Here is a 22,443-nt window from a genome sequence, read left to right on the forward strand (position 1 = left end):
GACTGTCTCTTGGTTGGCCTTAGTCTTTACAGTAAAATCCAGTTGTTTTTTTGTTTCTATCAATACATTTGTTGCTTGTCTGCGACGTTATTTTATTGAATTGGTTCCTTTTATATGTCTAAAGTTTTCAAGTGGGCGGCCGGTACGGCTGTTATCGTGGCTGCGGCTTTCGGCGGCTGGTCTTTGATGAAGCCTGAGCCTCAGTCTTCTTTTATTACAGAAGTGGTTAAACGCGGCGATATCCGTCAAACCGTATCGGCAACCGGCGAAATCTCGCCTTCCAATTTAGTATCCGTAGGCGCGGAAGCTTCAGGCCAGATTAAAAAACTGTATGTGAAACTGGGCCAACAAGTGAAAAAAGGCGATCTGATTGCAGAAATCAACTCAACCAATCAGCTCAATACCTTAAATACCGAAAAATCCAAACTGGAAACTTATCAAGCAAAATTGGTTTCTGCCGAAATCGCGCTTTCCAGTGCGGAGAAAAAATATAAGCGCGAACTTGCCTTATGGAAAGAACAAGCCACTTCCAAAGAAGATTTGGAATCTGCACAAGACTCTTTAGCCGCAGCCAAAGCCAATGTCGCCGAACTGAAGGCCTCCATCAAACAATCCAAAATCTCCATCAATACGGCCGAATCCGAACTGGGCCACACGCGAATTACCGCCACCATGGACGGCACCGTAGTCGCCATTCCTGTTGAAGAAGGCCAATCCGTCAATGCGGCGCAATCTACGCCCACCATTATCCAGCTAGCCAATCTGGAAACCATGTTAAACAAAATGCAGATTGCCGAAGGCGATATTACGAAAGTCAAAGCCGGTCAGGATATTTCGTTCACTATTTTGTCCGAGCCGGACACGCCGATTAAAGCAAAATTGGACAGCGTCGACCCCGGCCTGACCACCATGTCTTTGGGCAGCTACACCAGCAGCACGGACACGACTTCCAATGCGATTTACTACTATGCCCGCGCCTTAGTGCCGAATTCCGACGGCAAACTTTCCATCGGCATGACCACTCAAAACACGATTGAAATCAACGGCGTGAAGAATGTCTTACTGGTACCGACGCTGACTGTAAAAAAACATAACGGCAAATCCTATGTCAGCATTTTGGGCGCAGACAATAAAGCGGTAGAACGCGAAGTGACCGTCGGTTTGAAAGACAGCATGAATACCGAAATCAAAAGCGGCTTGAAAGAAGGCGAAAAAGTGATCGTTTCTGAAATGAGCGCAGATGAAAAGAATAAGAGCAGCGAACGCGCGATGATGGGCGGCGGCCCTCCTCGCTGATTGATTAAGGCCGTCTGAAAGGTTTGGCTGTGTTTCAGACGGCCTTGGTTTCTGTATGTCTATTTTTCGCCCGGAAAGATTATGAGTTTAATCGAATGTAAGAATATCAACCGTTTTTTCGGTAGCGGTGAAAACCGTGTACACGTATTGAAAGATGTCAGCCTTTCTATTGAGAAAGGCGACTTTGTGGCGATTATCGGCCAGTCCGGCTCAGGCAAATCGACGCTGATGAATATCTTGGGCTGTCTGGATACCGCCACCTCCGGCTCTTATCAAATCGACGGCATCGAAACATCGCAAATGCAGCCGGATGAGCTGGCGGCTTTGCGCCGTGAGCGTTTCGGCTTTATTTTCCAGCGTTACAACCTGTTAAGCTCGCTGACCGCCCGAGACAACGTCGCCCTGCCTGCCGTGTATATGGGCATGGACAGCAAAGAGCGCGCGGAACGTGCGGAAAAATTATTGGGCAATTTGGGTTTGCAAAATAAAGAAGGCAACAAACCCAGCGAGCTTTCCGGCGGCCAGCAACAACGTGTTTCGATTGCCCGCGCGTTGATGAACGGCGGCGAAATCATCTTTGCCGACGAACCGACCGGCGCATTGGATACCGCCAGCGGTAAAAATGTGATGGAAATCATCCATAAGTTGCATGAAGACGGGCATACCGTGATTATGGTTACCCACGACCCGGGCATTGCGGCAAATGCAAACCGCGTCATCGAAATCCGCGACGGTCAGATTATTTCGGATACGTCTAAAAATCCCGATATTCCGCCCAGCAAAGTGGAGCGAATTAAAGAAAAAGCTTCCTGGTCGTTTTATTACGATCAATTTATGGAAGCATTCAAAATGTCGGTACAGGCGATTATGGCGCACAAAATGCGTTCGCTGCTGACCATGCTGGGGATTATCATCGGTATCGCTTCGGTGGTATCGGTAGTGGCCTTGGGTAATGGCTCGCAACAAAAAATCTTGGAAGACATCAACTCGATGGGCACAAATACCATCAGTATCTTCCCTGGTCGTGGTTTTGGCGACCGCCGCAGCGGACGGATCAAAACACTGACGATTAATGACGCAAAAGCCATCAGCCAACAAAGCTACGTCGCCTCTGCCACCCCTCAAACCAACTCCGGCGGCACCTTAACCTACCGCAACACCGACCTGACCGCCTCGCTTTACGGCGTAGGCGAACAATATTTCGACGTGCGCGGTTTGAAATTGGAAGAAGGCCGTCTGTTTGATGATGACGATGTAAAAAACGATGCCCAAGTCGTCGTCATCGACCAAAACACCAAAACCAAACTCTTCGGAGAAGGCGTCAATCCTTTAGGCAAAACCATCCTCTTCAAAAAACGCCCGCTCACCGTCATCGGCATCATGAAAAAGGATGACAACTCATTCGGCAATTCCGACTCGCTGATGCTTTGGTCGCCTTATACAACGGTAATGCACCAAATTACCGGCGAGAGCTATACCAACTCCATCGTTGTCAAAATCAAAGACGATGCCAACACACAGGTTGCCGAAAAAAGCCTGACCGAGCTGCTGAAAGCACGCCACGGTACAGAAGACTTCTTTATGAACAACAGCGACAGCATCAAAGAAATGGTTGAAAGCACGACCGGCACCATGACACTACTGATTTCTTCCATCGCGGTCATCTCTTTGGTGGTCGGCGGCATCGGCGTGATGAACATCATGTTGGTCTCCGTTACCGAGCGCACCAAAGAAATCGGCGTGCGCATGGCAATCGGCGCGCGGCGCAACAATATTTTGCAGCAGTTTCTGATTGAAGCCGTCTTAATCTGCATCATCGGCGGCCTGTCAGGCGTATTGTTGTCCGCAAGCATCAGCCTGGTGTTCAACTATTTTGTCACCGATTTCCCGATGAGCATTTCCATGGCTTCCGTCATCGGCGCAGTTGTCTGCTCCACCGCCATCGGCGTCGCGTTCGGCTTTATGCCTGCCAACAAAGCTTCCAAGCTCAATCCGATTGATGCCTTAGCTCAAGATTGATTATGTTTCAGACGGCCTATTATCTTAAGGCCGTCTGAAATGCTGTTCCCCGAAAGATTTTTTATGAAAACGAAACCTTTTTCCCAAGCTGCCTTATCCTTGGCTGTTGCCCTTGCCCTAAGTGCATGCGCCGCACCTAAAGCGAATCCGAACCTGACGCTGGAAGCAACCGGCCAAGTCATGAGCGCAGCGGAAACTGCCGAACGCTACGATGTCAACGGCAACTGGTGGGAAATCTACCAAAGCCCGCAACTCAACGCGCTGATGGAGCAGGCGTTGGCGAATAATGTCGATTTGAAACAGGCGGCCATCAGCGTCAACAAGGCTTTGTACCAAGCCAATATTTTGGGCGCGGATTTGGTGCCTTCGTTCAGCGGCTCGTTGGGTGCGAATGCTTCTAAAAACCTGAAAACCGGCAGCCACGGCAATACCTTCAGCAGCCAGCTTGGCTTGAGCTACGAATTGGATTTGTGGCGCAAACTCAGTGCCACTGCCGATGCGCAGGTATGGGAATACCAAGCCACGCATGAAGACATGGCCAACACACGCCTGACTTTGATTAATAATGTCGCCGATGCGTATTTCAATATCGCCTACCTGAACGAAGCCATCGAGTTGGCGCAAAAATCACTGAAGCAATATCAGGAAATCAACCGCATTGCGAATGCCAAGTTCCGCTACGGCCGAGCCGATTCAAGCCAGCCGACGCAAGCCAAACAGTCATTGTTGAACGCAGAAAACAGTCTGTTGTCTTTGCAAAACAATTTGGATACGCAAAAACAGGTTTTGCGTAATTTGTTGAATTTAAGGCCGTCTGAAAACATGGCCGCCGATCCGGCACAATTCCGTCTGTTGCCGGTCAAAGGCGTGAACTTGGACGTACCGATTACCGTTTTGGCCAACCGCCCTGACCTGCGCGCCGCCGAATACCGCCTGCAAGCGTCGCAACAATCGGTCAACGCGCAAAAACGCAGTTGGTATCCGTCGATTACTTTGGGCGCAAGTTTGAGTACGTCGTCCGACAAAGCAAAAAGCACGTTCAATATCCCCATGTTGGGTGGTTCGGCCACCATCAATCTGCCTTTCCTTAATTGGCAGACCATGAAATGGAAAGACAAAACCGTACAAGCGGAGATGGACAGCGCCAAGCTGAATTTTGAAAAAGCCCTGACTACCGCGCTCAACGAAGTCAACACCAACTACCTTGCCTACAAAAACGCGCAGGCCGGCCTTGCCAATCAGGAACAGCGTTACCAGTTGGACAAGAAAAACAGCCATTACTATCAAGTTCGCTACCAACACGGTAAAAACGAACTGAAAGACTGGCTGGAGGCTTTGAATACGGAATACAGCTCGACGCAAAACCTGCTGAACCAACGCTATGAAGCTTTAAAATACGAAAATATGGTGTACAAAGCCATGGCAGGACGTTATACGCCGAAATAGCATTTTCAGACGGCCTTTGGTTAATTTCCGTCAAAGGCCGTCTGAAACCATTCAAGCAACTGAATTTTCATATATAATCGCGCGTTTATTTGATTTTATCCGGACAACATTATGGCCTTCGCCTCTCTCTTTACGCTTTTGGACGACATTACCGCCGTTTTGGACAATGTAGCGATGATGACCAAAGTCGCCGTCAAGAAAACCGCCGGCGTGGTCGGCGACGATTTGGCACTCAACGCCAATCAGGTAACCGGCGTATCTGCCGAGCGCGAATTGCCGATTATTTGGGCGGTGGCAAAAGGCTCTCTGGTCAATAAGCTGATTCTGGTGCCGCTTGCGCTGTTGCTTTCCGCTTTCGTGCCTGCACTGATTACGCCCTTGCTGATGATCGGCGGTGTTTATTTGTGTTTTGAAGGCGTGGAAAAACTGCTGCACAAATTTCTGCACCGCAATGAACACGAAGACGGACACGATGCCGAGCCTGAAGTTACAGACGAAAAAACAAAAGTTAAAGGTGCGGTCCGCACAGATTTCATCCTCTCAGCCGAAATCATCATTATCGCACTGGGCGTTGTCGAAAAATATGACCTGATGACGCGCTCTTTGGTTATGGCCGCCATCGGTATCGGCATGACGGTGTTGGTCTATGGTTTGGTCGGCATTATCGTCAAACTTGACGACCTCGGTATGATGCTGATGCGCCAGAAAAGTGCCGCCGTGCAAGGCATCGGACGCGGTTTGATTTCATTTATGCCTTGGTTTATGCGCGGCTTGAGCATTGTCGGCACGCTGGCGATGTTCTTGGTCGGCGGCGGACTGATCGCCCACAACCTTGGTTTTTTGCACGATTTCCTCCACGCACAACATTGGGACAGCGGCATGATGGAACATATCGCCAATCTGGTGGTCGGAGTAGCCGCCGGTGCATTGGCCTGCGCCATTGTCCTGCCTGCAATGAAACTATTTCAAAAAGACTGATTTTGTTTCCCTGCCGTCTGAAAACTTTTCAGACGGCCTCAATACCATTTAAAGCATGAATATTTTCCGTAAACTCGAACAATACTGGCAACACCCGCTGCTGTACTGGCCGCTGGTCATCTTGATTGCCGCCGCGACGCCGTTCACTTTCGCCCCGTATTATCATTTCTGGCTGATGCCGCTATTGTTCGGCGCGCTGATACGCCTGATTGAATTGCGTCCGCGCTTTGCCGTCATGACTGCCTATCTGTTCGGATTAATCGGTTATACGGCGCAGTTTTATTGGATACACACTGCCCTGCATGATGTTTCGGGGCTGCCGGATTCATACGCCATCCCCCTCACCTTCCTGCTGCCGGCATTTCTTGCGCTTTATCCGGCCATCTGTTTTTGGGTGTGGAGAAAATGCAACCTGGCTCGCTGGGCCAAAACCGGCCTCCTGCTGCCGATTTTGTGGACGCTGGCAGAATTTGCCCGCGAACGCTTCCTAACCGGATTCGGCTGGGGCGCAATCGGCTATTCCCAAATCATCAAAGACAGCCCGTTGGCAGGTTTCGCACCGTTAGGCGGCATTCATATGGTTACGCTGGCAACCGCTTTCCTCAGCGCATGGCTGGTGTTGCTGATTGACAACCACGGCCGTCTGAAACACCGCCTGCTGCCCTTATTCCTTATCGTTGCGCTCTGCTCCGTCGGCTACATTTCCCAACAAACCGAATACACCCGCCCCGACGGCAGCACCAGCACCGTCGCCCTGATTCAAGGCAATATCGAGCAAAATCTGAAATGGAAAGAAGAACAAATCATTCCGACCATTCAGAAATACTACGAACAAATCAGCAAAACCAGTGCCGACATCGTCATCCTGCCTGAAACCGCCCTGCCGCTGATGCGCCAGGACCTGCCCGAAGGCATCTTGGAACAATTCGCCGAACAGGCGCAAAGCAACGGCAGCGCATTGGCCATCGGCATCAGCCAATATACGCCCGACGGCAACGGCTACGAAAATGCCGTCATCAATTTGAGCGACTATCACAACAGCACTTCCGATACCATCCCCTACTACGCCAAGAACCACCTCGTTCCATTTGGCGAATACAAGCCATTGCCCATCATTACCGAGCGCCTCTATAAAATGATGGATATGCCTTTGGCCGACTTTCAAAAAGGCGGCGACAACCAAGCGCCTTTGACAATGAAAGATCAAAAAGTCGCCTTCAATATCTGCTATGAAGACGGTTTCGGCGACGAACTCATCGCAACGGCCAAACGCTCCACCCTGCTTGCCAACATCAGCAATATGGCGTGGTACGGCAAATCCAATGCCATGTACCAGCAGCTTCAACAGTCCCAAGCACGCGCAATGGAGCTGGGCCGCTACATGGTTCGCGCCACCAATACCGGTGCGACCGCCATTATTTCCCCTAAAGGTACGATTGTTGCCGAAGCCCAACCGGATACTGAAACCGTCCTCGAAGGCCACGTTAAAGGCTATATCGGCGAAACGCCTTATATGAAGGCAGGCGGCTCAACATGGCTTATCAGCATTTTGGCCGTTATCGGCGTATTCCTCATCCTGATTGACCGGAAGAAACCAGAATAAAAAAATTTTAAGACCTTGTTATACAAGGTCTTTTTTATTGCTAAAACTATTTACATACAGAAATGTTTGTAATATACTTACCCAAAACCTAGCAAATCACTCAAATTTTCTAAGACAATCAACCCTTGCGATTTAAGCAGTAAAAACTATTGAATCTATCGTTAATTTACAGAAAAAATCCAACCTATAACAAAACAAACCACAGGCAGTGTTATACTGCTTGTCACACAATAAACAAAAAGCCGTTTTCAGACGGCCTAATCAAGGAGAGCATCCTTTTATGAATAAAGCTTTTGCATTACCCGTTATCCACAGCGGCAACGGTAGCCTCGAGCAATACATTCATACAGTCAACAGCATTCCCATGCTGACTGCCGAAGAAGAAACGCAACTGGCCGAACGTCAACAAAAAGGCGACCTCAACGCCGCCAAACAGCTTATTCTGTCCCATCTTCGCGTCGTCGTATCCATCGCACGCGGTTACGACGGCTACGGCCTCAACCAAGCCGACCTGATTCAAGAAGGCAATATCGGCCTGATGAAAGCCGTCAAACGCTACGAACCAAGCCGCGGTGCGCGCCTGTTTTCGTTTGCCGTGCATTGGATTAAAGCCGAAATCCACGAATTCATTTTGCGCAACTGGCGTTTGGTCCGCGTGGCCACAACCAAACCGCAGCGCAAACTGTTCTTCAATCTGCGCAGCATGCGTAAAAACCTGAATGCCTTGTCTCCAAAAGAAGCGCAAGAAATTGCCGACGATTTGGGCGTCAAATTGTCCGAAGTCTTGGAAATGGAACAACGCATGACCGGCCACGACATCGGCATCATGGCAGAAAACAACGATGACGAGGACAACTTCGCCCCTATCGACTGGTTAGCAGACCACGATGCAGAGCCTAGCCGTCAGTTGTCCAAACAAGCCCACTACGCCCTGCAAACCGAAGGTCTGCAAAACGCCTTGGCGCAACTGGACGACCGCAGCCGCCGTATCGTTGAAAGCCGCTGGTTGCAAGACGATGGCGGTTTGACCCTGCACGAATTGGCTGCCGAATACGGCGTATCTGCCGAACGCATCCGCCAAATCGAAGCCAAAGCCATGCAAAAACTGCGCGGTTTCTTGGCAGAAGAAGCAGAAGCCGTTTAAGCCTTTCTTGATAAAAAGGCCGTCTGAATCTTTTCAGACGGCCTTTTCGATGGCAAACCTCATCGTATCTTATCCCCCCAACACATTCATTTTAAAGCCCACTTAAGCTATAATAGCCACCACACACACTACCCGGTCATACCATAACCATGCAACTTACCGTCGTCGGACTCAACCACCAAACCGCGCCCTTGAGCATACGCGAAAAACTGGCATTTGCTGCTGCAAATCTGCCGGATGCCGTGTCCAACCTCGCGCGCAGCGAGGCGGCGGAAGAAGCAGTCATTCTTTCTACCTGCAACCGCACCGAGCTTTACTGCGTCGGCGAATCCGAAAAAATCATCAACTGGTTGGCAAAATATCACAATCTGCCTGTCGAAGAAATCCGCCCCTACCTCTATACCCTAGACAACAACGAAACCGTCCGCCACGCCTTCCGCGTCGCCTGCGGCTTGGATTCCATGGTCTTGGGCGAACCGCAAATTCTCGGCCAAATCAAAGATGCCGTCCGCGTTGCGCAAGAACAAGAAAGCATCAATACCCACTTAAACGCCCTGTTTCAAAAAACCTTTGCCGTTGCCAAAGAAGTGCGCACCGATACCGCTGTCGGTGAAAACTCCGTCTCTATGGCTTCCGCATCGGTCAAAATGGCAGAGCAAATCTTCCCTTCCATTTCCGACCTTAACGTCCTCTTTATCGGAGCAGGCGAAATGATCGAGCTGGTGGCCACTTATTTTGCCGCCAAAAATCCCAAGCTCATCACCGTTGCCAACCGTACACACCAGCGTGCGCAGGAATTGTGCGACAAACTCAGCGTCAACGCCGAAGCCTGCCTGCTGAATGAATTACCCGATATTCTTCATGATTACGACGTGGTTGTTTCTTCCACCGCCAGCCAACTGCCCCTCGTCGGCAAAGGCATGGTCGAACGCGCATTGAAAAAACGCCACAACATGCCCGTTTTCCTGCTGGATTTGGCCGTTCCGCGCGACATTGAAGCCGAAGTCGGCGAATTGGAAGACGCATATCTCTATACCGTGGACGACATGATGGATATTGTCCAAAGCGGTAAAGACGCGCGCAAAAAGGCAGCGGCGGCGGCTGAAAGCATGGTGGAAGAAAAGGTTAGCGAATTTATCCGCCAGCAGAAAAACCGTCAAAGCGTTCCGCTTATCCGCGCCTTGCGCGACGAAGGCGAACGCGCACGCCGCCAAGTGCTGGAAAATGCCATGAAACAACTGGCAAAAGGCGTATCGGCCGAGGATGTCCTCGAACGCCTCTCCATTCAGTTGACCAACAAACTGCTCCACTCTCCGACACGCACGCTCAACAAAGCCGGCTCGGACAACAGCGAATTAATCGATGCCGTGGCGCAGATCTACCACTTGGACCAACACGACTGACCTTAATTTAAAGGCCGTCTGAAAAAAGCGAGACAACAGGTTCTATGTCAAAGTTTTCAGACGGCCTCAAAGCAACAAATTTCAATCATCATTTTTTCATTTAAAATGAAATGCTTGAAAAAAAACCGTTAAAGTGTAAAAATCCTACTTTATACATTTGAACAACATTCAAACAATAAAACTGCCTGCCGGCTCAAATACATGCCGACAATAAGATAGGCACCGGCAAAAGGAACTTTCGTGCATATTAAAACAAACACATATCTGGCCCTTGCTGTCCTCTCAGCATCCCTTCTTTCAGGTTGCGACAAAGTCAGCACCTTTTTCGGTAAAGAAGAAAGCAAAGAACTCGTCCAACGCATAGAAACCAATACCGATGACGGTAAGGTCGGTATGCTGTTGCCCGATTTCGCCCAATTGGTACAAAACGAAGGACAGGCCGTCGTCAATATTCAAGCAACTCCGGCAAAACGCACTACAACACCAGATGACGACCACAGCATGGATCTGAGCCAATTCCCCGACAACGACCCGTTTTATGAGTTCTTCAAACGCCTCGTTCCCAATATGCCCGACATGCCTCAAGAAGAGGCCGAAAGCGATGATTTGAATTTCGGCTCCGGCTTTATCATCAGCAAAGACGGCTATATCCTGACCAATACCCACGTGGTTGCCGGCATGGGCAACATCAAAGTCCTGCTCAACGACAAACGCGAATACACGGCCAAACTGGTCGGCTCAGACGCCCAATCCGACGTTGCCCTCTTAAAAATCGAGCCGCAAGAAGACTTGCCGGTTGTCAAAATCGGCAATCCGAAAGATTTGAAACCGGGCGAATGGGTAGCCGCCATCGGCGCGCCATTCGGCTTTGACAACAGCGTAACTTCAGGCATCGTATCCGCCAAAGGCCGCAGCCTGCCGAATGAAAACTACACTCCGTTCATCCAAACCGACGTTGCCATCAACCCCGGCAATTCAGGCGGCCCGTTATTCAACCTCCGCGGCCAAGTGGTCGGCATCAACTCGCAAATTTACAGCCGCAGTGGCGGTTTCATGGGCATTTCGTTTGCCATTCCGATTGATGTTGCCATGAATGTGGCCGACCAATTGAAAGCCAACGGCAAAGTCCAACGCGGCCAATTGGGCGTGGTTATCCAAGAAGTTTCTTACGATTTGGCCAAATCTTTCGGTTTGGACAAAGCAAGCGGCGCGCTGATTGCCAAAATCATGCCGAACAGCGCAGCGCAACAAGCCGGTTTGCAAGTCGGTGATATTGTCCGCAGCGTAAACGGAGAAGAAGTCCGCGCTTCCAGCGATTTGCCGGTCATGGTCGGCTCGATGATGCCGGGTAAAGAAGTGACTTTGAGCATTTGGCGCGGCGGCAAACAAACCGATGTCAAAGTCAAACTTGGCAGCGCAGCCGAACAAACGGAAACATCGGCCAAAGAAAACGAACAGCCGCAACACGAAGGCGGCCATGACGGCTTTGCCGTTGAAAACGCAGGCCTGACTTTGCAGGTTGAAAACGCAGACGGCAAACAACGCTTAATCGTTCTGCGCGTTAGCGGTGCGGCCGAACGTGCCGGCCTCAAACGCGGCGACGAAATCATTGCCGTCAGCCAAATCAGCGTCAATGACGAATCTACCTTCCGCAGCGCCTTGGAAAGCGCAGGCAAAAACGTACCGCTTCTGGTGCAACGCGACGGCAATACCTTGTTCCTCGCACTCAATCTGCAATAGCAAGATTTTCAGACGGCATGATGATGCGTTAAATGATAAAATACCCATCAGTCAGAGGCGGTGGGTATTTTGTTATCTGCTTTCCAAATCTAGGCCGTCTGAAAATATTTCACTGCTTATATACAATATAATTATGCAACTTATTAATTATTCGAATTCTATTTTATCCATTGTTCCAGCAGCCATCGCGCTCGCCCTGGCCATTGCCACGCGCCGTGTATTGCTGTCCCTGGGTGTCGGCATTATCGTCGGCTCATTCCTGCTGGTAGGCGGTAATCCGCTTGATGCCTTGGTTCACTTGAAAGACATGGCCGTCAGCCTGACTTGGGCGGACGGAGATTGGTCTTTGGGCAAACCCAAAATCCTGCTCTTCTTGGTACTTTTGGGGGTTTTCACTTCTCTGCTGACGCATTCCGGCAGTAACCAAGCATTTGCCGATTGGGCGAAACAGCACATCAAAGGCCGACGTGGTGCTAAGCTGCTGACTGCCTGCCTGGTATTCGTTACCTTTATTGATGACTATTTCCACAGCCTTGCCGTCGGCGCAATTGCCCGTCCTGTAACCGACAAATTCAAAGTTTCCCGTGCCAAACTGGCTTACATCCTGGACTCCACTGCCGCACCGATGTGCGTTTTGATGCCGGTATCCAGCTGGGGCGCATCGATTATTGCTACTTTGGCCGGCCTTTTGGTAACGTACAACATCACAGGCTACACACCGATGGGCGCATTCGTGGCCATGAGCCTGATGAATTACTATGCCGTCTTCGCATTAATTATGGTGTTTGTCGTTGCCTGGTTCTCTTTTGATATCGGCTCAATGGCTCGTTTGGAACGCGCCGCCTTAAACGAAATTCATGATGAAACCGTTGACACCGGCCATCCTAACGGCCGCGTATTCGCGTTGATTGTACCGGTTTTGGTACTGATCGCCGCCACGGTTTCCGCCATGATTTACACAGGCGCGCAAGCTTCTGAAACCTTCTCTTTGCTCAGCGCATTTGAAAATACCGATGTGAACACTTCCCTCGTGTTCGGCGGCACTTACGGCGTATTGGCCGTCATCCTCTGCACCATCGGCACCATCAAAACCAGCGATTATCCCAAAGCCGTTTGGCAGGGCATCATCTCTATGCGCGGCGCCATTATCATCTTGATTTTGGCATGGATTATCAGCACCGTTGTCAGCGAAATGCACACCGGCGAATACCTCTCCACCTTGGTGGCAGGCAATATCCATGCAGGCTTCCTACCCGTGATTTTATTTCTGCTCGCAGGCGTGATGGCCTTCGCTACCGGTACAAGCTGGGGCACATTCGGCATCATGTTGCCGATTGCCGCCGCCATGGCCGTCAAAGTCGAACCAGCGCTGATTATCCCCTGCATGTCCGCCGTCATGGCCGGCGCCGTATTTGGCGACCACTGCTCGCCGATTTCCGACACCACCATCCTCTCTTCTACCGGCGCACACTGCAATCACATCGACCACGTTACCTCGCAATTCCCTTACGCACTGACCGTTGCCGCCTCTGCCGCTATCGGCTACCTGATTTTAGGCATGACCGGCTCTGCGCCTTTAGGTTTTGTGGTAACCGGCATCGTGATGGTTGTGTTGATTTTCATCTTAAAAGACAAGAACAAAGCAACTGCCTAATTCAAAACCAATATTCAGACGGCCTGAGATATTCCGACACGCTCAGGCCGTATGAATATTGCAATTACCCATATATCCATTATTCAGGACAAAACAATGAATACGCCCCATCTTCCACGCGGCCCCGTCATGGCCGACGTCGCCGCCTACCATCTGACCGAAGAAGAAAAACAACGCCTGCTCGACCCTGCCGTCGGTGGCGTTATTTTGTTCCGCCGCAACTTTGAAAATGTTTCCCAGCTCAAAGCTTTGGTTCAAGAAATCAAAGCCGTCCGCACGCCTGAACTCATCATCGCCGTCGACCACGAAGGCGGACGGGTTCAACGTTTTATTGACGGTTTCACCCGCCTGCCGGCCATGAACGTATTGGGCGAAATTTGGGACAACGAAGGCCAAGAAGCCGCCTGCGCCCAAGCAGAACAAGTCGGCTGGGTTTTGGCAACCGAACTCTCCGCCTGCGGTATCGACCTATCCTTCACGCCTGTATTGGATTTGGACTGGGGTCAATGTGCCGTTATCGGCAACCGCAGTTTCCACCGCGACGCCAACATCGTAACCCAGCTTGCCCTTGCCTTACAAAAAGGCCTGAACAAAGGCGGCATGAAATCTTGCGGTAAACACTTCCCCGGCCACGGCTTTGTCGAAGGCGACAGCCATCATGTCCTGCCTTGCGACGAACGCAGCCGCGAAGCGCTCGAAGCCGCCGACCTTATCCCCTTCCGCGCACTGAGCCAGGCAGGCATGGCCGCAGTCATGCCTGCCCACGTCGTATACCCGCAAATCGACAGCCAACCTGCCAGCTTCTCCGAAAAATGGCTGAAACAAATCCTGCGCCAAGAAATCGGATTTAACGGCGTTATCTTTTCAGACGACCTGACCATGGAAGGCGCATGCGGCGTCGGCGGTATTAAAGAACGCGCCCGACTTTCTTTTGAAGCAGGCTGCGATATTGTATTGGTATGCAACCGTCCGGACTTGGTCGATGAATTGCGAGACGGCTTCCTCGCGCCGGCAAACGCCGACTTGGCCGCACGTTGGCAATACATGGCCAACACATTGACCGTACAAGAAGCTGCCGACATCATGGCAACCGAAGCATTCCAAGCCGCCCAACAGGCAACCGCCAAATTGGCAACGCCCAAAGATATCGCAGGCGGTGTCAAAGTCGGCGAAGCATTCTGATTCAAGGCCGTCTGAAACATTGACGGCAAATAAAAAAGGAAGACTTGAAAAAGTCTTCCTTTTTTATCTTCCTAATTAATGAATTTTTACGTTATAGCGACGTTCCAAACGTAAGAATACCCATCCTAATACACTCGTCAATACAAGATAAATCAATGCAACCGTATAAAGCGGCTCTTGGAATATCGAATACTGACCCGTGATTGCTTTTTGAACAGACATAAGTTCAGGAACTGCAATAACAGACAGCAAAGAACTATCTTTCAAAAGTGTGATAAATTCACCTGCAAGTGGTGGCAACATACGGCGAAGAGCCTGAGGCAAAATCACATAACGCATCGCCTGAGTATAGGTCAGACCCAAAGAACGCGCGGCTTCCATTTGGCCTTTATCAATCGACTGGATACCGGCACGGAAAATCTCACAAACATATGCACCTGAGTTTGCAATCAAAGCCATTACACCTGCGATCAATGGGCCATAAGAACGACGAAAATTAATTGCAGATTCTCCGCTGATTAATGCACCATCGGTAGGATGTACAAAAAATGGGAAAATAACAAAAGCCCAAATAATAACTTGAGCAAGCAATGGCGTACCGCGGAACAACGCAACATACACAAAAGAAATCTTACGCAAAACCCAAGCCAATGCACGTATCGGCGCACCGGCTTTTTCCGGATTAACCAAACGAGCCAATGCCAGCAGCAAACCTAAAATCGAACCGCCAATCGTTGCAACCACTGTAATTCCCAGCGTTGCTAATACGCCGTAAAAAAACATCCAGCGGTATTCATAAATAATGTCAAAACGAAAATCCATAAATCTTCCGTCGGTCAAAATCGGTAACTAATCCGAATATTTTTTAAAATGAAGCTTGATATTTTACAAGAAAATACATTGCTTGAACGGTTTTTTGTTAGATTATTCCGCCCAACCCTGCTTTTTTTACATTTCCAATGAATTGCAGCCCCTTTTCGCTTTTGCTCATCTAGGACATTTTCCGTATAAAAAACAAAGCGCAAACCCGAGACAAAATTGACTGAAACACAAAAACAGCGGATAATTCGCCCATTCTTCAAACATCTTTCAGACGGCCTTCCCTCTTCCCTTAAAGGCCGTCTGAAAACATTTTAAAAAGCATAAAACATGAAAGCACCCGAACTCTTATTACCGGCCGGCGGCCTCGAACGCATGCGTGCCGCCTACGATTACGGCGCAGATGCCGTTTATGCCGGCAGCCCGCGTTACTCCCTGCGCGCCCGCAACAACGAATTTGCCAAACTCGACGTCCTCGAGCAAGGCATTAAAGAAGCGCACGAGCGCAACAAAAAATTCTTCCTGACCGTCAATACGCTGCCGCACAACTCCAAGCTCAAAACCTTCGTTTCCGATATGGAGCCCTTGATTGCCATGAAACCCGATGCGCTGATTATGGCGGATCCGGGTTTGATCATGACTGTGCGCGAAAAATGGCCGGAAATGCCGATTCACCTGTCCGTACAGGCCAACACCACCAACTATTGGGGCGTAAAATTCTGGCAGAACATCGGCGTCGAACGCATTATTCTGTCGCGCGAATTGAGCATGGAAGAAATCGCCGAAATCCGCCAAGAATGCCCCGACATCGAACTCGAAGTCTTCATCCACGGCGCATTGTGTATCGCCTATTCCGGCCGTTGCCTATTGTCGGGCTACTTCAACCACCGCGACCCCAACCAAGGCACCTGCACCAACTCCTGCCGTTGGGACTACAAGGTCCACAACGCCGTCGAAAGCGACGCGGGCGATGCCCAGCTTCTGCAAGGTTTCAACTTTGAAAAAGCCCAAGAAGAAGCCAACCAAAACTTCGAAGGCATCAACGGTCAAAAACGCCACCCCTACGCCGACAAAGTCTTCCTGATTGAAGAGTCCAACCGCCCGGGCGAAATGATGCCGATTATGGAAGACGAACACGGCACCTACATCATGAATTCCAAAGACCTTCGCGGCATTGAAGTGGTTGAGAAACTCGCCAAAATCGGCGTGGACAGCCTCAAAGTCGAAGGCCGTACCAAATCGCTTTATTATGTTGCACGCGTGGCCCAGTCCTACCGCAAAGCGATTGACGATGCCGTTGCAGGTCGTCCGTTTGATTACAGCCTGTTGAGCGAACTCGAAGGCCTTGCCAACCGCGGCTACACCAGCGGCTTCCTCGAGCGCCACCAAACTCAGGATTACCAAAACTACCTGACCGGCCATTCCATCGCCAAACAAAGCCAATATGTCGGCCACGTTACCGAAATCGATGAAAACGGCTGGGCGACCATCGAAGTTAAAAACCGCTTTGCAGTCGGCGATTCACTCGAAATCATCCACCCAAGCGGCAACCAAACCATCAAATTGGAACAAATGACCCGCAAAGGCCAGCCTGTCGATGTAGCACCCGGCAACGGCATTCAGGTCAAAATCCCCAATATGCAGGGCAAAGAAAAGGCTTTGGTTGCGCGGATTATGAATCCTTAAGCATCATCAAAACAAAGGCCGTCTGAAAGTTTCAGACGGCCTTTTTACATTATCTATACTGTTTTAAGCCTGTTCTTGCAATACGGCGGCAATCAATTCTTCTGCACCATCATCTGCCAATTTTTTGGCGACAGCGCGACCCAAAGCATCGGCGTATTCGGCTGGGGCTTGCGCGTCCGCCTGCAAAATGACCGAGCCGTCGGGATGGCCGACCAAGCCGCGCAAGGTCAGCAAACCGTTTTCTTCAGTGCAATATGCGGCCAGCGGCACTTGACAGCTTCCGCCCAAAGCACGCGCCAACGCACGTTCGGCCGTCACGCAGGCGTGTGTGGTATCGTGGTTCAACGGCTTCAAGACTTCGTACAAATCTTCGCGATGCGCTGCAATTTCAATACCCAATGCACCTTGTCCGGCAGCAGGCAGGCTGTCGGATTCCGACAAAATCATGCGGATGCGTTCGTCCAATTCCAGACGCTGCAAACCGGCGGCGGCCAAAATAATCGCGTCGTATTCGCCGTTATCGAGTTTGGACAAACGGGTTTGCACATTGCCGCGCAAAGGTTTGATAACCAAATGCGGATAGCGCGCACGCAACTGGGCTTCGCGGCGCAGGCTGGATGTGCCGACAACGGCGCCTTTGGGCATTTCTTCCAAACGCGCGTATTGGTTGGACACAAACGCGTCAAACGGATTGGCGCGTTCGCCGATGGCTGCAAGCGCGAAACCTTCAGGCAAATCCATCGGTACGTCTTTAATCGAATGCACGGCCAAATCAGCCCGGCCGTCATACAAAGCCTGTTCCAACTCTTTGACAAACAAGCCTTTACCGCCGACCTTTGACAAAGTTCTGTCCAAAATCTGGTCGCCGCGCGTGGTCATGCCCAAAATCTCGACTTCGCAATCGGGATACAGGGCTTTCAGACGGCCTTGGATATGTTTTGCCTGCCACATGGCAAGCAGGCTTTCGCGACTGGCGATAACGAGTTTTTTCGGGTTCATAATGGTTGCCTGAAAGATGGAAAACGGCATGAAGTCTATCATATTTTGGGCGGTTTTTCAGACGGCATGGGGGTGAATATGTTATATTTACACCTAAAAACCAAATTTTCCGGACAACATGAAACGCGCCAAAAAATATCCTTTTTTATCCTTACAGCGGCAACGTTTTCATCTGAACTTTGAAAACGCCTCTTCCGCCGCCGACCTTCCGAGCGAACGCGATTTTTACCGCTGGGCATGGTCTGCCCTGAAAAACGAATACCGCCGCGCTGACATCAGCCTGATTCTTCTGGACGAAGAAGAAGCCCGCGCCTACAACCGCGACTACCGCGGCAAAGATTACGCCACCAATGTATTGAGTTTCGCGCTCAACGAAGGCGAAATCCTGCCCGACCAGTTTTCAGACGGCCTGTATGGCGATTTGGTGATTTGTCCGCAAGTGGTTTTGAAAGAAGCCGCCGAACAAGGCAAAACACCCGAGCAGCATTTTGCCCACCTGACCATACACGGTACTTTACACCTGATGGGCTACGACCACATCGAAGACGATGAAGCCGAAATAATGGAAGCCGAAGAAATCCGCCTGATGCTGGCGGCAGGTTTCCCCAACCCCTACCAAGAGGACGAATATTAAAATGGACGGTACGCAGTCGAAACCCAAGTTTTTCGAACGCCTAATCTCCCGACTTGCCGGCGAGCCCGACTCCGCCGAAGACGTATTGACCCTGTTGCGCCAAGCGCACGAACAGGAAGTTTTTGATGCCGACACACTGACCCGGCTGGAAAAAGTATTGGACTTTGCCGAACTGGAAGTGCGTGATGCCATGATTACGCGCAGCCGCATGAACGTATTGAAAGAAAACGACAGCATCGAGCGCATCACAGCCTACATCATCGAAACCGCCCATTCGCGTTTCCCCGTCATCGGCGAAGACAAAGACGAGGTTTTGGGCATTTTGCACGCCAAAGACCTGCTCAAATATATGTTTAATCCCGAGCAGTTCCACCTGAAATCCGTCTTGCGCCCTGCCGTTTTCGTTCCCGAAGGCAAATCACTGGCCTCCCTTTTAAAAGAGTTCCGCGAACAACGCAACCACATGGCGATTGTCATCGACGAATACGGCGGCACATCCGGCCTGGTAACCTTTGAAGACATCATCGAGCAAATCGTCGGCGACATCGAAGACGAGTTTGACGAAGACGACAGCGCCGACAATATCCACGCCGTTTCTTCCGAACGCTGGCGCATCCACGCCGCAACCGAGATCGAAGACATCAACGCCTTTTTCGGCACGGAATACAGCAGCGAAGAAGCCGACACCATCGGCGGCCTGGTCATTCAAGAATTGGGGCACCTGCCCGTACGCGGCGAAAAAGTCATCATCGGCAACCTGCAATTTACCGTCGCACGCGCCGACAACCGCCGTCTGCACACCCTGATGGCCACACGAATTAAAGAAAACACGGATAAACCATGATTATTCTGGATCACGTCTCCAAACACTATCAAACACGCGACAACAAAGACTTTGTCGCCGTCGAGCCGACCAGCCTCGAAATCGAACAGGGGGAAATCTTTGGCCTAATGGGCTATTCCGGTGCAGGCAAATCCACCCTGCTGCGCCTGATTAATTTATTGGAACGTCCCGACACAGGTACCGTCAGCGTGTGCGGCCAAGAGCTGACCGCGCTCAACGCCACGCAACTGCGCCACGCCCGACAAAATATCGGCATGGTGTTCCAACAGTTCAACCTATTAAGCAACCGTACCGTTTCCGAAAACGTGGCCTTTCCTTTAGAAATTGCCAAATGGCCATCTAAAAAAATCCAAGCGCGTGTTGAAGAATGTTTGGAAATCGTCGACTTGCAAGACCGTGCCAACCATTACCCGTCCCAACTTTCCGGCGGTCAAAAACAACGTGTCGGCATTGCCCGCGCGCTGGCGCCGCAACCTCAAGTCATCCTCGCCGACGAACCCACTTCCGCCCTCGACCCCGCCACTACGCGCAGCGTTTTGAAGTGTTTGGAAGACATCAACCGACGTTTCAACGTAACCATCGTCATCGTTACCCACGAAATGAGCGTTATCCGCCGCCTGTGCGACCGTGCCGCCCTCTTGGACAAAGGCCGTCTGCTGGAAATCGTTGAAGTACACGGCAACCAAATCCATGCCCAATCCGAAATCGGGCAAGAGCTGATTCGAGAGGACTAATATGGCAGATTTAACATTTGAAAGTGCTGTTGAGACCATCGTCAGCATGAAGGGCGAAATTATCCAAGCCTTGGGCGAAACCTTTATTATGGTCGGCCTATCGACTACTTTCGCCGTTATCTTCGGTACGGTTTTGGGCGTATTGCTGTTTGTGACGTCAAGTCATCAGTTGCACTACAACAAACAGCTGAATTTGTTTTTGGACAACATTGTCAACCTGATGCGTGCCTTCCCTTTCGTCATCCTGATGATTGCCATGATTCCCATTACACGCGCCATCATCGGCACGACCATCGGCCCGGTGGCCGCCTCATTGGTATTGAGCGTATCCGGCTTGTTCTACTTCGCCCGTCTGGTCGAGCAAAACCTGCGCGAAGTGCCCAGAGGCGTGATTGAGGCGGCCTCCGCAATGGGTGCTTCCCCCATGAGCATCATCTGCAAAGTGCTTTTGAATGAAGCGCGCGCAGGTATGGTTTCCAGCATTACCGTACTGGCTATCGGCCTTCTGTCGTACAGCGCGGCGGCAGGTATGATTGGCGGCGGCGGCTTGGGCGACCTTGCCATCCGTTACGGCTACTACCGCTATCAAATGGAAGTCATCATCTTCATTGTTGCCATCCTGGTTTTACTCGTTATCCTGATTCAAGGTATTGGTAACAGATTGGCACGCAAACTGGACAAACGTTAAACAAACCAGGCCGTCTGAAATGGGCTTACTATTTTTCAGACGGCCTGTTCTCTATTTAGGACATATATTCCCATTAAGTTTACAAAAAACATCCTCATCTTTCCAAAATAGATTTACAATCCCTCTTTTTTTAACAGCGGCAGCTTGAGGCCGTCTGAAACCGTTTTATCATCCATCTGGAGCAAAATTATGCGAATCAACCCATTCTTCAAAACCCTTTCTGCCGCTGCGCTGGCCATCGTATTGGCTGCCTGCGGCGGTCAAAAAGACAGCGCACCTGCTGCTTCTGCCGCTTCTTCTGCCGATAACGGCGCAGAGAAAAAAGAAATCGTCTTCGGTACAACCGTCGGCGACTTCGGCGATATGGTAAAAGACCAAATCCAACCGGCTTTGGAGAAAAAAGGCTATAAAGTCAAACTGATCGAGTTTACCGACTATGTGCGCCCCAACCTTGCTTTGGCTGAAGGCGAATTGGACATCAACATCTTCCAACACAAACCTTATCTGGACGACTTCAAAAAAGAACACAAACTGGACATCACCGAAGCCTTCCAAGTACCGACTGCTCCTTTGGGCCTCTATCCTGGCAAACTGAAATCTTTGGACGAATTGAAAGACGGCGTCAGCGTTTCTGCACCTAACGACCCATCCAACTTTGCCCGTGCATTGGTTATGTTGAACGAATTGGGCTGGATTAAACTGAAAGCCGACGTTGATCCGCTGACCGCATCTAAAGCAGATATTGCCGAAAACCCTAAAAACATCCAAATCGTAGAACTTGAAGCCGCCCAACTGCCACGCAGCCGTGCCGACGTTGACTTTGCCATCGTTAACGGCAACTACGCCATGAGCAGCGGCATGAAACTGACCGAAGCGCTGTTCCAAGAGCCGAGCTTCGCCTACGTTAACTGGTCTGCCGTCCGCACTGCCGACAAAGACAGCCAATGGTTGAAAGATGTAACCGAAGCCTACAACTCTGACGAGTTCAAAGCCTACTCACAAAAACGCTTTGCCGGTTACAAATACCCTGCGGCATGGGGTGAAAACGCAGCAGCAGGTGCTCAAGCCGAAGCCGCCTCTACTGCTTCCGCAACCAAATAAATCGCTCTTTGAAAAAAGGCCGTCTGAACGTTCAGACGGCCTTTTTCTATCATCACTCACAAAGTCAAAACTATTTTTTATTGATAACAATCACTTATATAATTTCTTATATCAAACCGAATCAACTGTTGTAAAAATATTCAATAAAAATCCATGTTTTTATTCAATATAATCAATCACTAAATGAATTATTCTACTTTTTTATAATATTCACTGGTAATGTTCCGCTTATCCTGATATTATACCGTTTATCTAAAGACATCCGGTTATCTGCTTTTTAAACCGCTCATCTTAATTGCTTTAAACCACTTTGTCGGATTTTCCCATAATGTTGTGTTTCTCCGTTTCGAAGGGGTTTGAGCGGTCGAAATACCGTATTGCTTAGATGTTAAAGCTTCGTGCTTTGAAATGAGTGAATTTTTGTTTTAAGTGTCGTAATCTCTTGCTAATTACTCCCAGCTGCAAGAGTTTCA

At 50.3% G+C, this 22,443-nt stretch carries 18 protein-coding genes; 16 read left to right on the forward strand and 2 right to left on the reverse strand.

Going from position 1 to position 22,443, the window contains the following annotated elements:
• The first annotated feature begins 114 nt into the window (after positions 1 to 114).
• The 10 genes from RRV97_RS06720 (at position 115) to nagZ (ending at position 14,465) form a co-directional block, all read left to right on the forward strand.
• Positions 115 to 1,296 carry an efflux RND transporter periplasmic adaptor subunit gene (locus tag RRV97_RS06720; RefSeq protein WP_315611079.1) on the forward strand — a complete coding sequence of 394 codons (1,182 nt, stop codon included), beginning with the start codon at positions 115 to 117 and terminating at the stop codon, positions 1,294 to 1,296.
• An 81-nt stretch (positions 1,297 to 1,377) separates the two neighbouring features.
• Complete coding sequence (locus RRV97_RS06725; protein ID WP_315611080.1) at positions 1,378 to 3,315, forward strand: MacB family efflux pump subunit; 1,938 nt, start codon at positions 1,378 to 1,380, stop codon at positions 3,313 to 3,315.
• A gap of 63 nt (positions 3,316 to 3,378) precedes the next feature.
• A complete protein-coding gene (locus tag RRV97_RS06730; protein WP_315611081.1) occupies positions 3,379 to 4,761 on the forward strand; it encodes a TolC family protein in 1,383 nt (460 codons plus the stop codon).
• A 111-nt stretch (positions 4,762 to 4,872) separates the two neighbouring features.
• On the forward strand, positions 4,873 to 5,739 hold the full coding sequence (locus tag RRV97_RS06735) for a DUF808 domain-containing protein (RefSeq protein ID WP_315611082.1): 867 nt from the start codon (positions 4,873 to 4,875) through the stop codon (positions 5,737 to 5,739).
• A 55-nt stretch (positions 5,740 to 5,794) separates the two neighbouring features.
• Positions 5,795 to 7,342: an apolipoprotein N-acyltransferase gene (gene lnt / locus RRV97_RS06740; protein WP_315611083.1), complete on the forward strand. Its 1,548-nt coding sequence runs from the start codon at positions 5,795 to 5,797 to the stop codon at positions 7,340 to 7,342.
• A 280-nt stretch (positions 7,343 to 7,622) separates the two neighbouring features.
• Positions 7,623 to 8,486 (forward strand): RNA polymerase sigma factor RpoH, encoded by an 864-nt coding sequence (gene rpoH / locus RRV97_RS06745; protein WP_004519690.1) that lies wholly within the window; start codon positions 7,623 to 7,625, stop codon positions 8,484 to 8,486.
• Positions 8,487 to 8,635: 149 nt separating this feature from the next.
• On the forward strand, positions 8,636 to 9,889 hold the full coding sequence (hemA, locus tag RRV97_RS06750; RefSeq protein WP_036493228.1) for a glutamyl-tRNA reductase: 1,254 nt from the start codon (positions 8,636 to 8,638) through the stop codon (positions 9,887 to 9,889).
• Between the two features lie 240 nt (positions 9,890 to 10,129).
• Positions 10,130 to 11,629 carry a DegQ family serine endoprotease gene (locus tag RRV97_RS06755; RefSeq protein WP_254345130.1) on the forward strand — a complete coding sequence of 500 codons (1,500 nt, stop codon included), beginning with the start codon at positions 10,130 to 10,132 and terminating at the stop codon, positions 11,627 to 11,629.
• Between the two features lie 133 nt (positions 11,630 to 11,762).
• Positions 11,763 to 13,283, forward strand: coding sequence for a Na+/H+ antiporter NhaC family protein (locus RRV97_RS06760; protein ID WP_315611084.1), 1,521 nt, complete (start codon positions 11,763 to 11,765; stop codon positions 13,281 to 13,283).
• A gap of 96 nt (positions 13,284 to 13,379) precedes the next feature.
• Positions 13,380 to 14,465, forward strand: a complete 1,086-nt coding sequence (gene nagZ, locus RRV97_RS06765) for a beta-N-acetylhexosaminidase (protein WP_315611085.1) — start codon at positions 13,380 to 13,382, stop codon at positions 14,463 to 14,465.
• A gap of 75 nt (positions 14,466 to 14,540) precedes the next feature.
• On the opposite strand, the gene RRV97_RS06770 is transcribed toward nagZ, so the two are convergent.
• Complete coding sequence (locus RRV97_RS06770) at positions 14,541 to 15,287, reverse strand: amino acid ABC transporter permease (RefSeq protein WP_049336696.1); 747 nt, start codon at positions 15,285 to 15,287, stop codon at positions 14,541 to 14,543.
• A 327-nt stretch (positions 15,288 to 15,614) separates the two neighbouring features.
• Between RRV97_RS06770 and yegQ the strand changes: the two genes are divergently transcribed.
• Positions 15,615 to 16,970, forward strand: a complete 1,356-nt coding sequence (gene yegQ / locus RRV97_RS06775) for a tRNA 5-hydroxyuridine modification protein YegQ (protein WP_003748589.1) — start codon at positions 15,615 to 15,617, stop codon at positions 16,968 to 16,970.
• A gap of 63 nt (positions 16,971 to 17,033) precedes the next feature.
• Here the strand turns inward: yegQ and hemC are convergent, their stop codons facing one another.
• Positions 17,034 to 17,969 (reverse strand): hydroxymethylbilane synthase, encoded by a 936-nt coding sequence (gene hemC / locus RRV97_RS06780; protein WP_107810756.1) that lies wholly within the window; start codon positions 17,967 to 17,969, stop codon positions 17,034 to 17,036.
• Positions 17,970 to 18,087: 118 nt separating this feature from the next.
• Between hemC and ybeY the strand changes: the two genes are divergently transcribed.
• The 5 genes from ybeY to RRV97_RS06805 all read left to right on the forward strand — a co-directional run bounded on the left by ybeY (position 18,088) and on the right by RRV97_RS06805 (position 21,970).
• Entirely contained in the window at positions 18,088 to 18,603 is a 516-nt protein-coding gene (gene ybeY, locus RRV97_RS06785; RefSeq protein ID WP_070836898.1) for an rRNA maturation RNase YbeY, read from the forward strand.
• A 1-nt stretch (position 18,604) separates the two neighbouring features.
• On the forward strand, positions 18,605 to 19,447 hold the full coding sequence (locus RRV97_RS06790) for an HlyC/CorC family transporter (RefSeq protein WP_003748594.1): 843 nt from the start codon (positions 18,605 to 18,607) through the stop codon (positions 19,445 to 19,447).
• Positions 19,444 to 20,181: a methionine ABC transporter ATP-binding protein gene (locus tag RRV97_RS06795; protein ID WP_315611087.1), complete on the forward strand. Its 738-nt coding sequence runs from the start codon at positions 19,444 to 19,446 to the stop codon at positions 20,179 to 20,181. The genes RRV97_RS06790 and RRV97_RS06795 overlap by 4 nt, the downstream gene beginning before the upstream one ends.
• Before the next feature lies 1 nt (position 20,182).
• Entirely contained in the window at positions 20,183 to 20,869 is a 687-nt protein-coding gene (locus RRV97_RS06800) for a methionine ABC transporter permease (RefSeq protein ID WP_315611088.1), read from the forward strand.
• Positions 20,870 to 21,058: 189 nt separating this feature from the next.
• On the forward strand, positions 21,059 to 21,970 hold the full coding sequence (locus tag RRV97_RS06805) for a MetQ/NlpA family ABC transporter substrate-binding protein (RefSeq protein ID WP_036493205.1): 912 nt from the start codon (positions 21,059 to 21,061) through the stop codon (positions 21,968 to 21,970).
• The last annotated feature ends 473 nt before the right edge of the window (positions 21,971 to 22,443 follow it).

Origin of the sequence: Neisseria sp. DTU_2021_1001991_1_SI_NGA_ILE_055, assembly GCF_032342915.1 — a bacterium.
GTDB lineage: Bacteria > Pseudomonadota > Gammaproteobacteria > Burkholderiales > Neisseriaceae > Neisseria.

Excerpts from the sequence above, each read along its gene's own strand:
- RRV97_RS06720 (WP_315611079.1), top strand. The coding sequence starts at position 115 with ATGTCTAAAGTTTTCAAGTGGGCGGCCGGTACGGCTGTTATCGTGGCT.
- RRV97_RS06725 (WP_315611080.1), top strand. The coding sequence starts at position 1,378 with ATGAGTTTAATCGAATGTAAGAATATCAACCGTTTTTTCGGTAGCGGT.
- RRV97_RS06730 (WP_315611081.1), top strand. The coding sequence starts at position 3,379 with ATGAAAACGAAACCTTTTTCCCAAGCTGCCTTATCCTTGGCTGTTGCC.
- RRV97_RS06735 (WP_315611082.1), top strand. The coding sequence starts at position 4,873 with ATGGCCTTCGCCTCTCTCTTTACGCTTTTGGACGACATTACCGCCGTT.
- lnt (WP_315611083.1), top strand. The coding sequence starts at position 5,795 with ATGAATATTTTCCGTAAACTCGAACAATACTGGCAACACCCGCTGCTG.
- rpoH (WP_004519690.1), top strand. The coding sequence starts at position 7,623 with ATGAATAAAGCTTTTGCATTACCCGTTATCCACAGCGGCAACGGTAGC.
- hemA (WP_036493228.1), top strand. The coding sequence starts at position 8,636 with ATGCAACTTACCGTCGTCGGACTCAACCACCAAACCGCGCCCTTGAGC.
- RRV97_RS06760 (WP_315611084.1), top strand. The coding sequence starts at position 11,763 with ATGCAACTTATTAATTATTCGAATTCTATTTTATCCATTGTTCCAGCA.
- nagZ (WP_315611085.1), top strand. The coding sequence starts at position 13,380 with ATGAATACGCCCCATCTTCCACGCGGCCCCGTCATGGCCGACGTCGCC.
- RRV97_RS06770 (WP_049336696.1), bottom strand. The coding sequence starts at position 15,287 with ATGGATTTTCGTTTTGACATTATTTATGAATACCGCTGGATGTTTTTT.
- yegQ (WP_003748589.1), top strand. The coding sequence starts at position 15,615 with ATGAAAGCACCCGAACTCTTATTACCGGCCGGCGGCCTCGAACGCATG.
- hemC (WP_107810756.1), bottom strand. The coding sequence starts at position 17,969 with ATGAACCCGAAAAAACTCGTTATCGCCAGTCGCGAAAGCCTGCTTGCC.
- ybeY (WP_070836898.1), top strand. The coding sequence starts at position 18,088 with ATGAAACGCGCCAAAAAATATCCTTTTTTATCCTTACAGCGGCAACGT.
- RRV97_RS06790 (WP_003748594.1), top strand. The coding sequence starts at position 18,605 with ATGGACGGTACGCAGTCGAAACCCAAGTTTTTCGAACGCCTAATCTCC.
- RRV97_RS06795 (WP_315611087.1), top strand. The coding sequence starts at position 19,444 with ATGATTATTCTGGATCACGTCTCCAAACACTATCAAACACGCGACAAC.
- RRV97_RS06800 (WP_315611088.1), top strand. The coding sequence starts at position 20,183 with ATGGCAGATTTAACATTTGAAAGTGCTGTTGAGACCATCGTCAGCATG.
- RRV97_RS06805 (WP_036493205.1), top strand. The coding sequence starts at position 21,059 with ATGCGAATCAACCCATTCTTCAAAACCCTTTCTGCCGCTGCGCTGGCC.